General features: G+C 46.3%; 13 protein-coding genes. 6 read left to right on the top strand and 7 right to left on the bottom strand.

The window, feature by feature from the left end; all coding sequences use genetic code 11:
- Nucleotides 1–1098 precede the first annotated feature (1098 nt).
- The 4 genes from J4N23_RS17215 to J4N23_RS21305 form a co-directional block, all read right to left on the bottom strand.
- Entirely contained in the window at nt 1099–2613 is a 1515-nt protein-coding gene (locus J4N23_RS17215) for a PAS domain-containing protein (protein WP_207429043.1), read from the bottom strand.
- Nucleotides 2603–3424 carry an alpha/beta fold hydrolase gene (locus J4N23_RS17220; protein ID WP_207429044.1) on the bottom strand — a complete coding sequence of 274 codons (822 nt, stop codon included), beginning with the start codon at nt 3422–3424 and terminating at the stop codon, nt 2603–2605. Before J4N23_RS17220 ends, J4N23_RS17215 begins: the two co-directional genes overlap by 11 nt.
- A gap of 209 nt (nt 3425–3633) precedes the next feature.
- Nucleotides 3634–4881, bottom strand: coding sequence for an AraC family transcriptional regulator (locus J4N23_RS17225; protein ID WP_207429045.1), 1248 nt, complete (start codon nt 4879–4881; stop codon nt 3634–3636).
- Between the two features lie 72 nt (nt 4882–4953).
- Entirely contained in the window at nt 4954–5166 is a 213-nt protein-coding gene (locus tag J4N23_RS21305) for an RES family NAD+ phosphorylase (RefSeq protein ID WP_207429173.1), read from the bottom strand.
- A 282-nt stretch (nt 5167–5448) separates the two neighbouring features.
- On the opposite strand from J4N23_RS21305, the gene J4N23_RS17235 reads away from it, so the two are divergent.
- A complete protein-coding gene (locus J4N23_RS17235; protein ID WP_207429046.1) occupies nt 5449–5814 on the top strand; it encodes a response regulator in 366 nt (121 codons plus the stop codon).
- Nucleotides 5815–5988: 174 nt separating this feature from the next.
- Here the strand turns inward: J4N23_RS17235 and J4N23_RS17240 are convergent, their stop codons facing one another.
- Nucleotides 5989–6627, bottom strand: a complete 639-nt coding sequence (locus J4N23_RS17240; protein ID WP_207429047.1) for an MEDS domain-containing protein — start codon at nt 6625–6627, stop codon at nt 5989–5991.
- Between the two features lie 229 nt (nt 6628–6856).
- Here J4N23_RS17240 and J4N23_RS17245 point away from each other — a divergent pair, with 229 nt between their 5' ends.
- From J4N23_RS17245 to J4N23_RS17265, 5 genes are all read left to right on the top strand, one after another.
- Nucleotides 6857–9889, top strand: coding sequence for a PAS domain-containing protein (locus J4N23_RS17245; protein WP_207429050.1), 3033 nt, complete (start codon nt 6857–6859; stop codon nt 9887–9889).
- Nucleotides 9890–10221: 332 nt separating this feature from the next.
- Nucleotides 10222–11781 (top strand): phage tail sheath C-terminal domain-containing protein, encoded by a 1560-nt coding sequence (locus J4N23_RS17250; RefSeq protein ID WP_207429052.1) that lies wholly within the window; start codon nt 10222–10224, stop codon nt 11779–11781.
- 29 nt (nt 11782–11810) lie between these two features.
- The gene (locus J4N23_RS17255; protein WP_207429054.1) at nt 11811–12275 is read left to right on the top strand and encodes a phage tail protein; all 465 of its coding nucleotides are present in this window, start codon (nt 11811–11813) and stop codon (nt 12273–12275) included.
- A 64-nt stretch (nt 12276–12339) separates the two neighbouring features.
- Nucleotides 12340–12735 (top strand): hypothetical protein, encoded by a 396-nt coding sequence (locus J4N23_RS17260; protein WP_207429056.1) that lies wholly within the window; start codon nt 12340–12342, stop codon nt 12733–12735.
- Between the two features lie 98 nt (nt 12736–12833).
- Complete coding sequence (locus tag J4N23_RS17265; protein ID WP_207429058.1) at nt 12834–13295, top strand: PAS domain-containing protein; 462 nt, start codon at nt 12834–12836, stop codon at nt 13293–13295.
- A 117-nt stretch (nt 13296–13412) separates the two neighbouring features.
- Here the strand turns inward: J4N23_RS17265 and J4N23_RS17270 are convergent, their stop codons facing one another.
- Both J4N23_RS17270 and J4N23_RS17275 read right to left on the bottom strand, forming a co-directional pair.
- On the bottom strand, nt 13413–14876 hold the full coding sequence (locus J4N23_RS17270; protein ID WP_207429059.1) for a HAMP domain-containing sensor histidine kinase: 1464 nt from the start codon (nt 14874–14876) through the stop codon (nt 13413–13415).
- Between the two features lie 6 nt (nt 14877–14882).
- Entirely contained in the window at nt 14883–16037 is a 1155-nt protein-coding gene (locus J4N23_RS17275) for an acyl-CoA dehydrogenase family protein (protein ID WP_207429060.1), read from the bottom strand.
- Nucleotides 16038–16503: the final 466 nt, after the last annotated feature.

The raw sequence follows: 16503 nt of genomic DNA on the forward strand, positions 1-16503 counted from the left end.
GGTTAGGCTTTATCAAATAAAGAGGATCTCCACCCTCTAAAATCATCATCATACATAGAAGTGGGTGCCACTTCTAAAATCTTCGCTAAGATACCCAGTTCTACGAAAAAAAATAATGCATGTTGCAACATTTTATCTCTTCGTTCGTTCCGGCAGGCTCACTTAGACTTGACAAATTTAAGGTAGGGCGGGTGATATAAACCTGCCAGGAGCGGTATACTTGTTCAGATTTCAGAATATGGAACATTTTTCCAGGACAAATCATGCCGGTTGGTGTAGGACAGCGGGGTTCAAGCAGCTGGCATTTGAAGAGGTCTCTAAAAGTGGGCCGATGGCGAGGGCCAAGTGATCGGACGACTTCCAGTCATCCGATTACTCTCTTCTTAAAATCGCTCTCCTAAAGTGGTTCGATGACGAATGCGAAACGGCTTTGGTCATCGGATCACATTGCTTCCAGTAATCCAACCACTCTTTGGTCCATAAGCAACAAAGCCCCTTACATTTCTGCAAGAGGTTCCATCTATTCAACCTTTAAAACTAATTCTTTCTGCGGAAGCGTGGAAGCAATTGTTTGCATTATTGCCCTAACTAAATACGTGTAGAAATATGACATGAAGAACTATTTACAATTGAATACGATTTTGTGATAAGAGACTAACCGGGAAGAAGAACTAAAAACTCCGGGAACTTGAGGCGACACAGGAAATGCCTGCGAATAATTGCTCTTAAGTAAAAGTTTACCATACCGATTTATTACTCATTGAGAAATACCATGCCAAGGCAGATAAAAATTCCACTATTTGGGTTAAACTATATTAAATAAAGGAGGATCTCCGCCCTCCAACTCATCATCCTAACAAGAAGCAAGGCTGCTTCTGATTGTGTGTAAAGCACTTCGTGCTACGAAAAAAGACAATACACGTTACAACATATTTGTAATTACTTCGTTAGTCACGAGCACGCTTCAGGCAACAAAAGTACATCGGCACGAAGAATAAAAAACGTATTCAGCTTATCCGCTCGTTCCGAATTCAGAATATGAAACAAGTTCGTGAAAAGGTTCACCGTACTTTTCGATTATCAGACAAGGCCCTTATGCTATTTTCCTTCGGTTAGGGGAAAGATTCGTTTCTTGTAGTCCAGGTTCGATTTGTTGTTAATCTCTTTCACCACCTGATCCAGCTCCTCTCCGCAGGCTTCCAGCAAGGGGATCAGCTCGTTTAGCTCCGCTGGTCCTGCTGTGCGTAATAGCTGGATAATGCCCAGAATATTTGCCACGGGCTTTCGCACCAGGTGCGAGTTCATCACCGCTATTTCCTGTAAGCGCGCATTCTGCAACAGCGCTTCACGTTCTTTTTTCTTAAGCTGCGTGATATCCTGCATACTGCCTACCATCCGCAGCGATCGTCCTTTTTCGTCGCGGATCACAAATCCCCGGTCCTTGACGTAGACAAACCCGCCCTTCTTCCGGTTATAATAGCGGTACTGTTCTTCCCAGTTGCTCAGATCGTCACTGTTAATTACGCGGTAGATGGATTGCAGCACCCGGTCCTGATCCTTCGGATGAATGTTTGAATACCAGAGCTCGGGGTTAGTTTCCTGCTCATAACCAAAATTCTCCACAAAAGAGTTACTCCAACTAATAGTATTTTCCTGCAGGTTCCAGTCCCATATGGCATCATTGGTAGCTTTCCCGGCAAGGACATAGCGCTCGGTGACCTGTTCCAGCTGCCGGTAATGAAGCTCCAGCGTTTTGTTTTTTTCTTCCAGCTGCTCTTCGTAGGCCAGCATACGGCTTACATCATCAAAGACCCAGAGCATGCCCTGTAATCCCTCCGACTTGAGCCGGCGGCAGCTTACCTTCAACACCATCCAGGGTTCTTCCAGCCGCCAGTACCAGTTGTCTTTTGTCCGGCCCTGAAAGGCCTGCAGCATTTCCACTTCAATTTCTGCCGCATTGCTCGCGCGGGACCTTAGTCGCAGCATCGCCTCCCGCACCCTTAGTAAGCCGGGATTTTTCTCCTTCACATCCAACAACCTGCAGGCATTCGCGTTCATCCAGCAATAATGTTCATTCTCTGCGATGAATACCACACTCTGCGAAATACTTTCCAGTATCCCTTTGAAGCGTAGGCGTACTTTCTCCAGCTGCCGCTCGCGCTGCCACTTCTCGACCAGCTCGGTGATCCGCAGCTGCAGTATACTAAGGAAATCGGCGTAGCCAGTACAATAATTGGGGGCAGAAGCATAGTGGAGCAGTAAAAAGGCGCTAATGCCATTGTGCCTGACCGGAACCAGCACCGCCGTTCCCGAGGGTATCTCCAGCTTCGTCTGAAGCTGGTGCATGGCTGCTGCATCCAGAACTGCAGGTTGCTCCAATGAAAAAAACGGCTGAAAGAATTGCGGGTGGAGTGGTTGCTGCTGTCTGCCGGTACTGATAATGCGGGTGTTAAGGTGATCCACCTGCTCTACCCACCAGACATCATTCGCCAACGCGAAGGTCTTGACAGGATACAGGAAGCCCAGCCCCTCCGGATGGAAGGTCGTTGCCGCCTGGATCCTACCATTCATCAACAAGAGCTCGGCGATGTTCTTATACCAGTCAATCTTCATCAACACCTGAATTCAGGAAAATAGTGACAGCCTTAATAATTTCTGATGGCGCGCTAATATGGGGAAAATGTCCTTCGGCATCCACTAGTACCAATTTGCTCCCTTTGATGTGGCGGTTCAGATAATGCGCCACCTCTTCAGGAACGGCAATATCCTTTTGCGCCTGAATCAGCAGGACGGGCAGGGAAACCGTTTCCAGAACCGAGCGGAAATCGGAGCGGAAAATAGTGCGGGCAACATCCAGCGCAATATCGGGGCGTAGGGATTGAAGGCTCTGGGCAAAACTGGTACTCAGCCCAGGCCGCTCCTCATTTTGCATGGCGACGCGGGAGAAGCCGCTGGCCCAGCTTAAGTAATCGATTTGCATGGCCTCAAACAGGCCGTCCAGGTCCGCATCGCTAAAGCCTCCTATATAGTCGGTATCGTTCAGGTACCTTGGCGAAGCCCCGATGAGTACCATCTTTGAGAAGATACGGGGAGCCTGCACAGACGCGAGCAGCCCGATCATCCCGCTAGCGGAATGGCCAATATATACGGCCCCTTCCAGCTCCAGCTCCCGGCATATCTCCACCAGGTCGCCGGCATATCCCTGCAGGGTATTGTATTTCTGGGGATCATAATAAGCGGCCTCTGCCGCGCCGGCACCCGTGTTGTCGTAGAGCACCAGTTTGTAATCCTGGGCGAAAGCCGCTTTCACAGCCTGCCAGGCTGTTTGATCAGTACCGAAACCGTGACCAAAAACAAGGCAGCAACGCGCACTTAAATTGCCCTCTACTTTTAGATTATTTCTTTTGTATACGTCCCGATTCATTTGTGTATATGTGTGTGTTGCATCTTTGCTGAGAGCGCAGCAGCTGCCTGTACGAATTCCTGCTTCCCGTAAAGGGAGCCGTAAAAATCACAAAAAACCGCAAAGAAGGCCATTTTTATCCGCTGGCCGGTTCCATTTTCCGGAAATTAAACCAAAAACAACAGTACTGCAGGCAGGGGATCCGGCTTTTGCCGAACGGGTCCTCCCTGTTAACTCGCCATCGACGGATAATGCTGCTGCTTCAGATAGTCGGAAGGACTCGTGCCTGTGTACTTTTTAAAGGCGTTGAAGAAGGTGGTCCGCGAAGAGAACCCGGCTTCCTTGCCCAGGCCTTCCATACTGAGGTCCTTCCAGTCGCCGGCCATAAATCTTTCGATGATATAGCAGACCCTGAAGCTATTGATATAGTCGTTAAACCGCATTTGATAGTGCTGATTAATGACGTAAGAGAGGGTTTTGGAAGGGATACCCAGCATGACGCTCAGCTCGTTGATCGAAAGTTTCTGATTGCGGTATAATTCCCGCTCCAGGATCACTTCTTTAAGCGACAGGGCATACTCCAGCATCAGTTGCTCATTTACCAGAGGTTCCATTTCCTCCTTTTCGGACAGCGCATCGTTCCGCTCCGCCGGATCCGCCACGGCAACCACTGCAAGGGGCCCCGCCACACGCGGCTGCGAAACTTCCGGAGAGGGGCTGCTTTCCTGCAGTCCGAAGCCATAGAGGATCGTCGGCCAGAAGAAAAGCGAAGCGGAAAAAAGGAAGAAGACCAGGGTAATAAACAGCACCATCGATGCCTGGGAAAATAAAATATGGCTCTCCGTTTCTAATGTTGCATAGCCCCTGTAAGTAACCACCGCCAGCGATCCGTAGAGGACGGTGAACAGCGAGATCAACCAGAACACCCATCTGATCTTTTTCTGCGGGAACTGCGCCTGGGTGCTGTAGGCCGCCAACACCAGCCCCCAGAGGAGCGGAAGATAGGCCAGTCCCTGCAGGGGCCTCCATAAAAAATGGGTGATAGCAGGCAGAAAGCCTCCTGCCAGCTGAAAAGAGAGATCGGGGTTGGCCACTATTGCCTGCAGCTGCTGCACCTTCAGCCCTGCCGGAAGCAGGAAGTAGGGAAGCAAGTCGATATAGCTCAGTAAAACCGGGAGCAGGTGCAGATAATCCAGTTTATCTAAAGAATTCCTGCCCTTTATGATGGACCTGCAATAGAAATAGATGAATGGCGGGACAATGTAATATATGGGCGCCCCAACGCGGTAAAGCAGGGGAGCTTTGAGGATATCTCCGGAAAGTACCAGCAGGTACAGCAGGGCATACCAGCCAAATGCCAGTTGTACGGCTGCCAGCAAGCGGGCTCTGAATTGGTATTCCCTCCGGATCAACAGCAGCACCGCACTTACAAAACTGAAAAATACCCCGCCCAGGATAAAATTTGCAGAAAGTCCCATAGTCACCAAACTAGCAAAGGTAGCTTATACGTCCACGCTTACGGGATCTTTTACTTAAATAAGGCGGCAGGGTTACACGCTCTTCGAGATTTGTAATCTCGAAGAGCGTGTAACCCTGTATTCTACCTTTGCATCATTAAATAAAGCTAGATTGTATCCCGAAGGATTCATTGCACTTTTATATTCTACCGCATCGAACCCTAACGACTTAATCCGTTCACACGCTCTTCGAGATTTGTAATCTCGAAGAGCTATCCCTGGATTTTTAATCCATCCTTTGGGAATTTCATATGAAAACTAGATGCTGGCCTATAAGCATGGGGGATTTATAAACGTCTTAGTATCGGTTCACAGAACCTATCATCGGGCTCTTCGGAATTGCAAATTCCGAAGAGCAGGGGTTATTTACCGTGTCAGTGAAGAATGGAAAGGGCAGCATGGCTATGTATAACGAAGAGCTACCGAATTAATGTGCGAAAACCCAATTATAATCCATATATTTAACCAGACCCCAGAAATAGCTTTTAGTTAGCCACTTTTCTCTCTTTTTGGAAAAAGTCTAAAAAGATGGGAAAAATTTTCATACACGATTCAGAAAAAGATATACTAGAGACGCTGACGATTGCCCTGGAGCTGGAAGGCTTCATTGTCTATCCGCTACTAGACTGCGGCAACAATTTTTTGGACCATATTGAGGAGTTCAGGCCTCATGTCGTTGTGCTGGATTACCGCCTTACGGGAGAGCTATGTATACAGGCCTTAAACCAGATAAAAGCAAAATATCCACACCTGCCGGTGGTGGCAACCAGTTGCAATACCAACATTCAGGAGGTTTACAGTGAGTATGGGTTCGAAGACTATATTAAAAAGCCGTTTGATATCGATTTGCTTTACGCCGTCCTGCGCAAACATATTAAAAGCGATGGTGTCTGAAGCCTCTCGCGCTATCGTTTGCTGTCCCGCTATTGATATTAATCACCGCCTCAAGAAGGATAAGCTTCACTTTTAGAATTCCGGTACGACGATAATCCCAAATCATTGAACACAAGCCTTGCTTGATTAAAAAGTTGGTCACCCCCGCGACCGTAACTGACCATTAAAATGTTACTATAAAGCTCCGATGTTTTTAGAGTCTTTGTAAAGTATTTTCCCCCGAATGACGTCAGAACCTTTTATCATTTTGCTATGGCTATGGCAAATCCCCATTACAGAATCCGTAGCATTTTGGGTAAATCCGGCCCTCGGGTAAGCACAGAAAAGCGAAAACGCTTCAGTTTTAACAAGCTTGTTCCATAGGTACTCAAGGTTTACCGTGGCGCCGTTGTTTCCCTCAGCCCATAAAAGTGCCACCATCTCGCCAAAAGCTCTTACGCCTCTATTGCCAGCCTTAGCTCTATTGATAATACTTGTAATTTCGCGGTTAAATCTTGCTTCATCAGGCCATCCCTCAACCATAAATAAAGCGAGAGTTTCCTTTTCGTCAAGAGGGATATATGAACGAGTTTCTATCAGTGCTTTTACATTTAATCCGTGGTCCAAAAGCTTTGCTTCTAAACCATTCAAATGTTTTTGCGTAGCAATGACAATTACTCCTTCTCCCAAATTTATGCCTTCTCCCACGAAATCGGTCAGTACCTGCAAGAATGATTCTTCATCTTCATAAATTTGTAGCACATGTTCACAAGGAGCAATTTCTCCCCAAAAAACCTTTGCTACACTATCTTGCCATTCCTTGCTTGACCCCATCTATTTTCTATTATAAAGCACCCTACTGCCAAAAGTACACTATTTAAATCACCGTTTATATATTCATGGATATATATAAAACCTAGCCCAGCTCCCGAAGAACCGCAATTTGTATGGAAGATAAAACAAGTAAGCCAGGGCTGACGGAAAGGCCATAAAGCACACCGGAGGCTATTTTGCTTAAAGGGCTGGTAAATCTATATTTGCGCAATACTGCTAACTCGATGATATGAACACGCCTATGCACTCCTTGAATACTGACCAGCTATTGCGCATATTTTCGTTGTCGAAGCATCCTGTAGCTATTTATACGACTGAGCATCTCCTTATCGAAACAGCTAACGAAGCGATGTGCCAACTATGGAGTAAGGACAGCAAGGTAGTTGTGGGGCAGCCACTCGAGAAGGCCGTTCCTGAACTAACAGGACAGCCTTTTTTAACCTTGCTGAAAGAAGTATGGGTATCAGGAAGTTCTTTTGAAGCAAAAGATGTACCTATTAAGATTGCAGTGAACGGGGTATGGGAATGGTGTTATTTCGATATCGATTATCAGGCAATACAAGACGAGGAGGGAAAGGTATATGCAATTTTACAAACGGCAGTAGATGTTGCTAAGCGCGGGTTGGATAAAAACACACCGGAAGTAAAAAATGCCAAAAGCAAGGTGGCATTTGGAGCGAACAGGAGCTTCTCCTTTTTGGGGACTGGTGGAAAAGAATCATGGTCAAACAAACTGGTAGCTACAGAAGAACAGAGAGAAAATGAGTCGGATCGACTGAAGCGTTTCTTCATGCAGGCTCCTGCCGGTATCTGTATTCTGGATGGTCCCGACTTTGTATTTGAGATGGTAAATCCTCAATATCAACAGCTCTTCCCAGGCAGAAAGCTTTTGGGAATGGCCGTGATGGATGCTCTGCCGGAATTAAAAGGGGAAGCTATTGAAGAAATTCTTTTAAAAGTATATCAAACCGGAGAAGTTTTTGAAGGAAGAGAGTTATTAGTTCCACTATCTTATACAGCGGATGGTCCGCTTGCAGAACGCTATTTTAATTTTATTTATCAGCCGAGGAAAAACGGACTAGGAGCAATTGACGGCATCCTCGTATTCGTCATTGAGGTAACCGAAACGGTACGAAACAGAAAGAAAATCGAAGAGAACGAAGCTAACCTTCGGAGCCTGGTGATGTCTTCTCATTACGGGTTGATGATTTTACGAGGCAGGGAATACGAAATAGAGATAGTAAATCATCAGATTGCCAACCTGTGGCGTAAATCTCTGGCTGAGATTACCGGAAAGAAATTATTGGAAGTTCTTCCTGAAATTGAAGATCAACCCTTTCCCGCCCTTTTGAATAAGGTTTATACCACAGGTATCAGTTATGGGCAGGAGGAAGAAGTTTTATACCTACAAACTCCGGATGGACTGGAGACGAAATATATAAGCTTTTTCTACGACCCTCTTCGCGACGGAGACGGGAATGTGAACGGGGTTATCGTCGCCTGTGAGGACATAACAGAAAAAGTCGAAGCGAGGCTGCGGTTACAGGAAAGCTTCGAGGAGCAACAGTCTCTTAATGAAGAGCTCACGTCTACAAACGAAGAGTTGGCTGCCTTAAATGAAGAGATGGAAGCTACCAACGAAGAATTGATAGCGAGCAACGAAGAATTGCTCGAAGCTCAGAATGATCTTCAGAAAATGATTCGCGTTGTTGAGGATAGCGAAAATAAAGTGCGTGCCATGGTAGCGAGCGCCCCTTTTCCAATTGGAGTTTATGAAGGAAGGGAAATGCGTATTGTATTAGCTAATCAATCAATCATGGATGTTTGGGGTAAAGGGGATGATGTATTAGGAAAACGCTACTCGGAAGTTTTACCCGAGCTTGCCAATCAAGAGATATTTGATCAACTCGATCAGGTATTTACTACCGGCACTTCATTTCATGCCCGGAATCAACGCCTTGAGCTCATCGTGGACGGTAAACCCGGAACTTTTTATTTCAATTATAGTTTTACTCCCCTGTACGATAGAGCCGGTGCTATATACGGAGTGATGAATACAGCATCAGACGTAACTGATCTGTACCTTGCCAAGCAAAAGATTGAACAGAACGAACGCTACCTTCATAACATGATCCTGCAGGCACCTGTGGCAATGTGCATTCTTTCCGGACCTGAACATATTATAAGTGTAGCAAATCCTCCAATGATTGAGCTTTGGGGGAAACCGAAGGACTCGGTTATGTATAAGCCTGTATTCGAGGCATTACCCGATGCCCGGGAACAAGGCCTGGAACAGATAATGGCTGAGGTTTATCATAAGGGAGAATCGTTCAGGGCTGATGAAATGCCTGTCACTCTCATCAGGAACGGGATACAGGAAATCGTTTATCAAAATTTCGTCTACGAACCGCATAGGGACTCTGAAGGAAATATTATCGGCGTTATCGCGATTACCATTGATGTAACAGAGCAGGTACTTGCCAGAAAAAAAATAGAACAGAACGAAACAGAATTGCTGGAAGTAAAAAAGCAGCTTGAAGCCGAGCTTGAGGCAAATAAAGAAATTCAACACCAAAAGGACAGTTTTATCGGTATCGCCAGTCATGAGCTAAAAACACCTCTTACCTCATTGACGGCTATCATTCAGGTTGCTAACAGAAAGTTAAGAGATATGGATGACCCTTTTCTTGCAGGAGCAATGGAGAAGGCTCAGCTTCAGGTGAAAAGGATGCTTTCGATGATCAGCGGTTTCCTTAATATTTCCAGACTAGAATCTGGGAACATGATAATAGACAAACAAAGATTTGACCTTGAGGGCCTTATGAAGGAAGTTATTGATGAAATTGGAATTACCTCCAATTCACACACGATTAACTTTTCAAGCTGCGGACCACTCGCCATGGAGGCTGATCGGGACAAAATGAACTCCGTTATATCAAATCTCCTAAGTAATGCCATCAAGTACTCGCCCCAAGGGAAAGAAGTTTTTGTAAGTACTGAGTTTAAAAACGAAAATGTACTCATACGTGTAAAAGACCAGGGAATAGGCATTAGAACAGACGATCAGCAGAAGGTTTTTAATCGATACTATCGAGTAGAAACTGACCATACGCAACATATTTCAGGGTTTGGAATTGGACTTTACTTAAGTTCGGAAATTGTAAGAAGACACGGCGGGGATATTTGGGTGGAAAGTGAATTAGGAAAAGGAAGCACGTTCTGTATTCTGCTACCTGTTGATAAAAATGATATAGCTAACTAGATAGGCAGGACTTATGGCTCCCGCAAGACCTTTTCGCGGCATCAGCCATATATAAACGTCTGTTGGAGTTTAACAAACAGGAGAATATTGGCGGAACAACGGGCAACGCCTATTTTTTAAAATAGATAGTGGTGATCGATTTTAAAAACAAACGGTTTGCGGTTCTTTAAGGTCTGCTACGTCGCTGCCGGGGAGCACAAGGACTATCCTTAGCAAAAATTTAAGGTTCAGGAAAACAGCAGTTTGTTTATTCCCCGCTTTATTGCTAACCTTGAGACAGCCGGCGCACCTGAACCAAACCGTGCCGACATTGCCATATGAGCCGATCAACAATGAAAACTCCAGGAGTCTACATAAACGAACTGAACGCTTTCCCCAATTCGGTGGTAGGGGTAGCTACTGCAGTGCCTGCGTTTATCGGTTATACGCCGCAGGCTGAATATGAGGGGAAACCTTATAGCAATGTTCCGGTAAGGATCACCAGCTTTGCCGATTTTCAAACGTACTTTTGTCTGCCTGATCCGCCGGCACCGCAAAGTCCGGTAAAACAATATAGTCCGCAGTACTATCTGGTTCAGCAGGATGCGCAGCCGGCCAAAGGCGACTACCTGCTGATTAACCGATCCTACTATTCCGTACTTCCAAATCCCAACACTATTTATTACCTCTACAATAGCATCCGACTGTTTTACCAAAATGGTGGGGGCACTGCCTACATTGTGTCTGTTGGTACTTACGGTCCTCCCTCCGGCAAAACAACGAATCCCGGGGATCAGATCGTCAATCCGAATGTACAGTTGAATGAACTGCTGGGCGGATTACATCAGCTATTGAAAGAGCAGGAGCCCACCTTGTACATTTGTCCGGAGGCTACGCTGCTTTCTGTTGCCGACAACGGTACACTCATGGAGTCGATGTTGTTGCAGTGCACGCAGATGCAAACGGCTATGTGTATCTTCGATATTATCGGCGGTAATGCTCCGGATCCTGTTCTTTACACGGAGGACATCGAAACCTTCCGAAATAATACCGGTTCGGTTGGTTTGAACTATGGGATGGCTTATTATCCATTCATCGGCACCACCATAATGCAAAACACCGACATTGATTATACTAACCTCTTTGGAGGCGATTTGATGCAACTGATGCCACTGTTCAACCCGGCCGACGATCCAAATCCCGCAGTCGCGGCTATTCTCGCCAATATTCAAAACCCCTTAAGTGGCCTGACGGTAAGTCAGAACCACTATGCACTTTTAATGGCCAGTCCAACTTATGCCCAAATTATCAAGCAGATAGTTTCGATTGCGAGTATACTTCCACCGAGCGGCGCCATGGCTGGTGTAATTACGACCACCGATAATAACGAGGGTCCTTGGCAGTCGCCGGCAAATACATCGATTGTAGGAGCGGCCTGGCTGCCTATCCAGATTTCCGACATTCAACAAATGGATTTAAACGTCCCCGTCTCGGGTAAGTCCATCAATGCGATTCGGTTTTTTAATGGACGGGGGATATTGGTCTGGGGTGCCAGAACCCTGGATAGTAACAGCTCCGACTGGAGATATATCTCAGTTCGCAGAACAGTAATTTTCCTCGAGCAGTCTTGTAAGCTGGCTATACAGGGCTATGTGTTTCAGCCCAACGATTCAACTACCTGGGTAGCGGTAAAGTCAATGATCAGCGATTTTTTAATTTCTATCTGGAAAGCTGGCGGATTACAAGGCGCCCGTCCCTCCGATGCATTTTCTGTTGCCTGTGGATTGGGTACGACCATGACTGCTGAAGACATTCTCAATGGTTTCATGAATGTCTCAGTACTCGTAGCTGTGCTTCGTCCTGCGGAGTTTATCGTGCTTAACTTCCAGCTGAAAATGGTAGCATCTGAATAAAGATTGATTCATTATAAACGATATAAATTATGACAGCAGACGATGGCAGCAGCCCGGGAGCAACCTGGCCCCTGCCCAGGTTCCGATTCGAAGTTGATTTTGGTACCGCATTAAAAGGCGTGGCGTTCAAGGAGGTCTCAGGCATGGAGGTCGAGACTCAGGTTATCGAATACCGGGCCGGTGACAGTCCTGGTTTCTCGACTATAAAAATGCCCGGAATAAAAAAGTATGGCAATGTTACGATGAGAAGAGGTGTATTTGCTAATGATAATGCCTTTTGGTCCTGGCACCAGCAGACTAAGATGAACACGATACGAAGACAAACGATAATCGTCAAACTTCTGGATGAACAAGGTAGCGTGAGCATGCAATGGACTTTAACTAATGCCTGGCCCACTAAAATTACCGCCACCGATCTTAAAGGTAATGGGAATGAAGTTGCAGTAGATACTATTGAAATTGCACACGAGGGGATGATGGTATCGAATAGCTGAGCTACCGAAATGCAACCAGTTATAATTTAAAACCGGGACGATAAAAATCGGTTTAAAAGACGATATGAGTATTTTTCAGTCGGAAATAATCCTGGTTGAACCTGACTTTATTTCCACCCGAATTATGGAAATCATGCTTAGTAGCATCGGTTACACGGGTAAACTTTCTACTTTTGATGTGGCTTCCAAAGCTGCAGGATATTTAGATGCTCTCCCCCCTGAAAGGGAAAAGACGATAGGTCTGTTCATAGAGCCCTATCCTAATGAAGCTGCCGCCCTTGATCTTCTACAAGCTGTTGATGCTTTGCGTTTCGAGCTGAAATTGAGAACATTTATTCTTAGCTCAAATATATTGGCCAAAGACAAATACCAGTCATATACAGGTGTCGAGGAAGTTTTTTTAAAACCGATGTCGCTGGACCGTTTGCGGGGCCTTTTAATGGTTGAGCCAGGGAGCTAAGGTCGCCGATTTCCAATCCATAAAGGTGCAAAGGGCAGGTCTTATTCTGATCAATGGGCCCACAACTACCAAAACTTTTGCATCTTTGTACGTGCCAAATGCAAAACTCATACTTGGTTTCGCAGAAACCAGAAGAAGGATTTGCTGTTAAGGTAGAAGGAGATATGGGAATAAGAGACAAAGCAGCTGTCCTGGAACAGCTGCATAAAAAAATGATCGAGGAGATCCTCGACTTCGCGATCATATTACTGGACTTCGACGGGACTATACTTACCTGGAACAAGGGAGCCGAGAAGATTAAAGGTTACCGTGAACAGGAAATCCTGGGTCAGAATTTCCGGCTTTTTTATATGCCCCGGGACCGGCAGGCTCAACTCCCGGAACAACTTCTTAACCAGGCAATAAAGGAAGGAAGGGCCAGACATATCGGCCGCCGCGTGAGGAAAGACGGCACCACCTTCTGGGGTAGTATTTTAATCACCGCGCTTCATGACGACGAGGGAAATGTCATTGGATTCACGAAGTTGACAAAGGAACTTTCGGACGGCGAAATAAGTTAACGCCGCACTTCGTCTTGCTTAATGGCTGATCCGACAGTGGTTTAAACTCCCTTCCAGTTGTAGAGTCCGCCCGGTAACTGCTCAAACTGCCCGCGCAAGCTGTGGCCCTAATCTTTACTACACCTGCTTCTTCAAATGCACTTTAAATTGGGTACCAAGGCCCAGTTCCGAGAATACTTCTATGTAGCCGTTTGCCTGTTCAATCATTCTTTTGACCAGACTCAGCCCCAGTCCTGTACCAGTACCCTGATCACTCAGCCGTTTGAAAGGCTGAAATAATTTGTTCATATTTTTGGTCAGATCGATCCCGATCCCGTTGTCTTTAATGGTTATCACCACAAACTCCTGCTCCTGCCGGCTTTCCAGCTCTACTTTCAACGGCTGATCTTTTTTCCGATACTTGATAGCATTGGTAATGAGGTTATTGAACAGACTATCTATATGGGCCGTGAAGTAGCTAATTCCGGGGGCTTTGGAAAAGTTGCTGACTACTTCTGCTTCCATCTCCGCAAGATCTCCATATTCGCTTAAAATAATATTGAGGCGTTCCTGAAAATTGACCTGCTCTATTTTTTCCGCCCGGTTTTTTTTGAGACTAACCAGCTTGTTGAGCCCATTCAACTGTTCTTTTAGTTTCCTGGAAGAGCTTAGTATCTGTTTCAAAAAGTCTAGCTGCTTGTCCTGTGATTTCTCGCGGAGCGCAAGTTGAGCAAGTAAGCTGATGGAGGTTAAGGGAGTTTTAAAATCGTGAGAGACGACATTGGCAAACTCATCCAGTTCCTTATTCAAAAACTCGAGCTCCTCAATCTTGCTCCGCAATTGGTTCTCGATACTAATCGCCCGTGTAACGTCGTTCAGCAGCAATAATTGATGGGCAGAATGCTCGCCGATCCCTAAGGACGATATATTTACTTCCAGATATCTGCCTTCCACTTTTAGTACATCCTGAAAGGGCTGATCCCACTTCTTGCCAGATGGTAAAACTTCATCCGGAAACAGGTCACTCCATTCTACCCTCGCGCCAAAATCAACGCTTGGAAAATAGAGTTTAGCAACACGATTGACACTTAGCACTCGTTTCTCCGCATCCACGATCATGGCGCCAATAGGTGCGTGCTCCAGCACCAGGGCAAGATTTTCTACAGTAATCGGAGGACCAACGGGCGGTGGCGGCGGTGTGAATCGAGCACTTATCTTCAAAAAACTTTTTCGTTGCTGCGAACGCCGGGCAGCTCCATCTACTACCATAGAGATGTCTTTCCCAAATTCATAAGGCAAAAGCGTGAGGTTCTTCCCTACGTTGAAGCCCAACTGTATCTGCTGCCTGGTCTTCTGATACTGGGCCGGAAAGATAAGGACCACAATAGAAATTACCTTATTTTGCTGGTGAGCGCGCTGGACTTGTTTCAACGGGTCCACCGTGAGCGGGCCAAGCAGCAGGACGTCGGCGTTATCCAACTGATTGCTAACATCAGAGCCCAAAGGCATAATCTGCCGAAGTTCGGCATCTGCCATCGTCGTGATCTTATCCTGAAGGCTAGTCATTCCCTCAGCAAATCCTAGGTAGAATATTCTATACACAGGCGTCTAATCCGAAAAAACAGGTTGGTCCAGTAATACGCGTCCAATCCAGGTGTACAATAAATCCGTAGTAGGCGACATGATGTGTGATGCCCTCGCGTCCCGGAGCAGCATGCCGAGCCGCGAATTATTTTTATATCCCCTGCCACCGGTCAGGGTCATCACTTCATTCACCACATCCACGCAGCAATTTGCTACTTCTGCTTTGGCGCTTAAAATACTGAGCATGGCGCCTGAATGACTTCGATCTCCTTCTGAGGCTGCGAAATAAATCAAGCGCCGCGTTCTTTCTACATTAGCGAAAAGCGTACCCAAGCGATGCTGCAAAATGGAAGAACCTGCAAGTCCTGCGCCATTATGGGTATAAAAACGGGTAGAAAGCGACTCTATTGCTTCATCCAATGCAGCCTGTGCAATCCCTAAATAGGTGCCCGCCATAGCCATTAAAAAATAGGGAGCCACCACATTGAACACATACCAGATCTGATCTCCCTTTTCTCCCAAAATATGGTTGCCGGAAATACGAACGTCGTGGAGGTACATGGAGCGCGAGGAATTGCCGCGCATTCCTAATCCTTCCCAGGGCCCTCCCCACTCCAGGCCCTCTGCTCCTGCATCAATTAAGGTGCAGGAAAACTGATCTTCTTCTGCTTCTGCGCTTGCTCCCAGGGTAGACACGACATACGAGTCTGCGAAGCCTCCATTAGTAACAAAAGATTTTTTGCCGGAGACGACGAACTCATTTTCCGTAATTGCCATCAGCGACGTCTGCGGAAAATAAAAATGTGCCCCGGTTCCAGGTTCACTGAGTGCCAGGGTAGTAATATGCTTACCCTCTGCAATGGGGACTAAATACTGTTGCTGCTGCCATTCGGTAGCCTTCGCTGCGATTACTGCAGTACCAACACAGTGCATGCCAAAACAAAGCCCCGCTGAAGAGTAGGCTCGTCCCAGTTCCTCACTCATTTTTACCAGCGTCAGTAAGCCCTGATTCAGGCCCCCGCAGGAAGACGGGACCACCAGCCCTGCCAGACCTGATTCTTGCAGCGCCCGCATCGTCCCCTCTACCCAGGTTCCATTGGCGTCTGCAACCGTCGCTTCCTTAGCACTAACTTCTGTTGCAATATCTCTGGCCTGCTCTAAAAGCGTTTCTATATTCATTGGTGAATTACCTCTATTAGTGTCTCTGACTGGAAGTTACAGGTAACAACAATACTTTGTTTTACCTGCTAGCGAGATTAAAAAACTATAGCAGGAGCATCTTTTGCTACCTCGATTTTAAATTCAGTTTCGGCATCTCTTCGCTGACAGACGGCAGAGGAAATCCTTGTCGATCTAATAGCCTCACTTGTACCTCCCTGGATCGATCCTTAGAAAAGTCTTTTAAAGGAACAGAACCTGGTTAATGCCTGCACTCATAGCTGACTATGATGAGGAAACGACTAAAGAGCAAAGCAACAATTGAATCCTGCAATCCTAACCGAAAAAAATCCGTCTGCTTGTAATCTCTTTCCCGGTTTTGTCGTATAGCAAGCTAGGTATGGTTTCCAGAAGTGCGCGATGATACGTGAAGGAGTGTTGATCAAAGGATCACGGTCGTCGGAGGGATCGGTCATCTGCCCTTTCA

It is taken from the genome of Pedobacter sp. SYSU D00535 (assembly GCF_017355855.1).
Taxonomy (GTDB): Bacteria; Bacteroidota; Bacteroidia; order Sphingobacteriales; family Sphingobacteriaceae; genus Desertivirga.

What these genes read in the sequence shown, in the direction of transcription:
- J4N23_RS17245 (WP_207429050.1), top strand. Translation starts at nt 6,857, where the DNA reads ATGAACACGCCTATGCACTCCTTGAATACTGACCAGCTATTGCGCATA.
- J4N23_RS17215 (WP_207429043.1), bottom strand. Translation starts at nt 2,613, where the DNA reads ATGAAGATTGACTGGTATAAGAACATCGCCGAGCTCTTGTTGATGAAT.
- J4N23_RS17240 (WP_207429047.1), bottom strand. Translation starts at nt 6,627, where the DNA reads ATGGGGTCAAGCAAGGAATGGCAAGATAGTGTAGCAAAGGTTTTTTGG.
- J4N23_RS17250 (WP_207429052.1), top strand. Translation starts at nt 10,222, where the DNA reads ATGAAAACTCCAGGAGTCTACATAAACGAACTGAACGCTTTCCCCAAT.
- J4N23_RS17260 (WP_207429056.1), top strand. Translation starts at nt 12,340, where the DNA reads ATGAGTATTTTTCAGTCGGAAATAATCCTGGTTGAACCTGACTTTATT.
- J4N23_RS17225 (WP_207429045.1), bottom strand. Translation starts at nt 4,881, where the DNA reads ATGGGACTTTCTGCAAATTTTATCCTGGGCGGGGTATTTTTCAGTTTT.
- J4N23_RS17220 (WP_207429044.1), bottom strand. Translation starts at nt 3,424, where the DNA reads ATGAATCGGGACGTATACAAAAGAAATAATCTAAAAGTAGAGGGCAAT.
- J4N23_RS17275 (WP_207429060.1), bottom strand. Translation starts at nt 16,037, where the DNA reads ATGAATATAGAAACGCTTTTAGAGCAGGCCAGAGATATTGCAACAGAA.
- J4N23_RS17265 (WP_207429058.1), top strand. Translation starts at nt 12,834, where the DNA reads ATGCAAAACTCATACTTGGTTTCGCAGAAACCAGAAGAAGGATTTGCT.
- J4N23_RS17255 (WP_207429054.1), top strand. Translation starts at nt 11,811, where the DNA reads ATGACAGCAGACGATGGCAGCAGCCCGGGAGCAACCTGGCCCCTGCCC.
- J4N23_RS17235 (WP_207429046.1), top strand. Translation starts at nt 5,449, where the DNA reads ATGGGAAAAATTTTCATACACGATTCAGAAAAAGATATACTAGAGACG.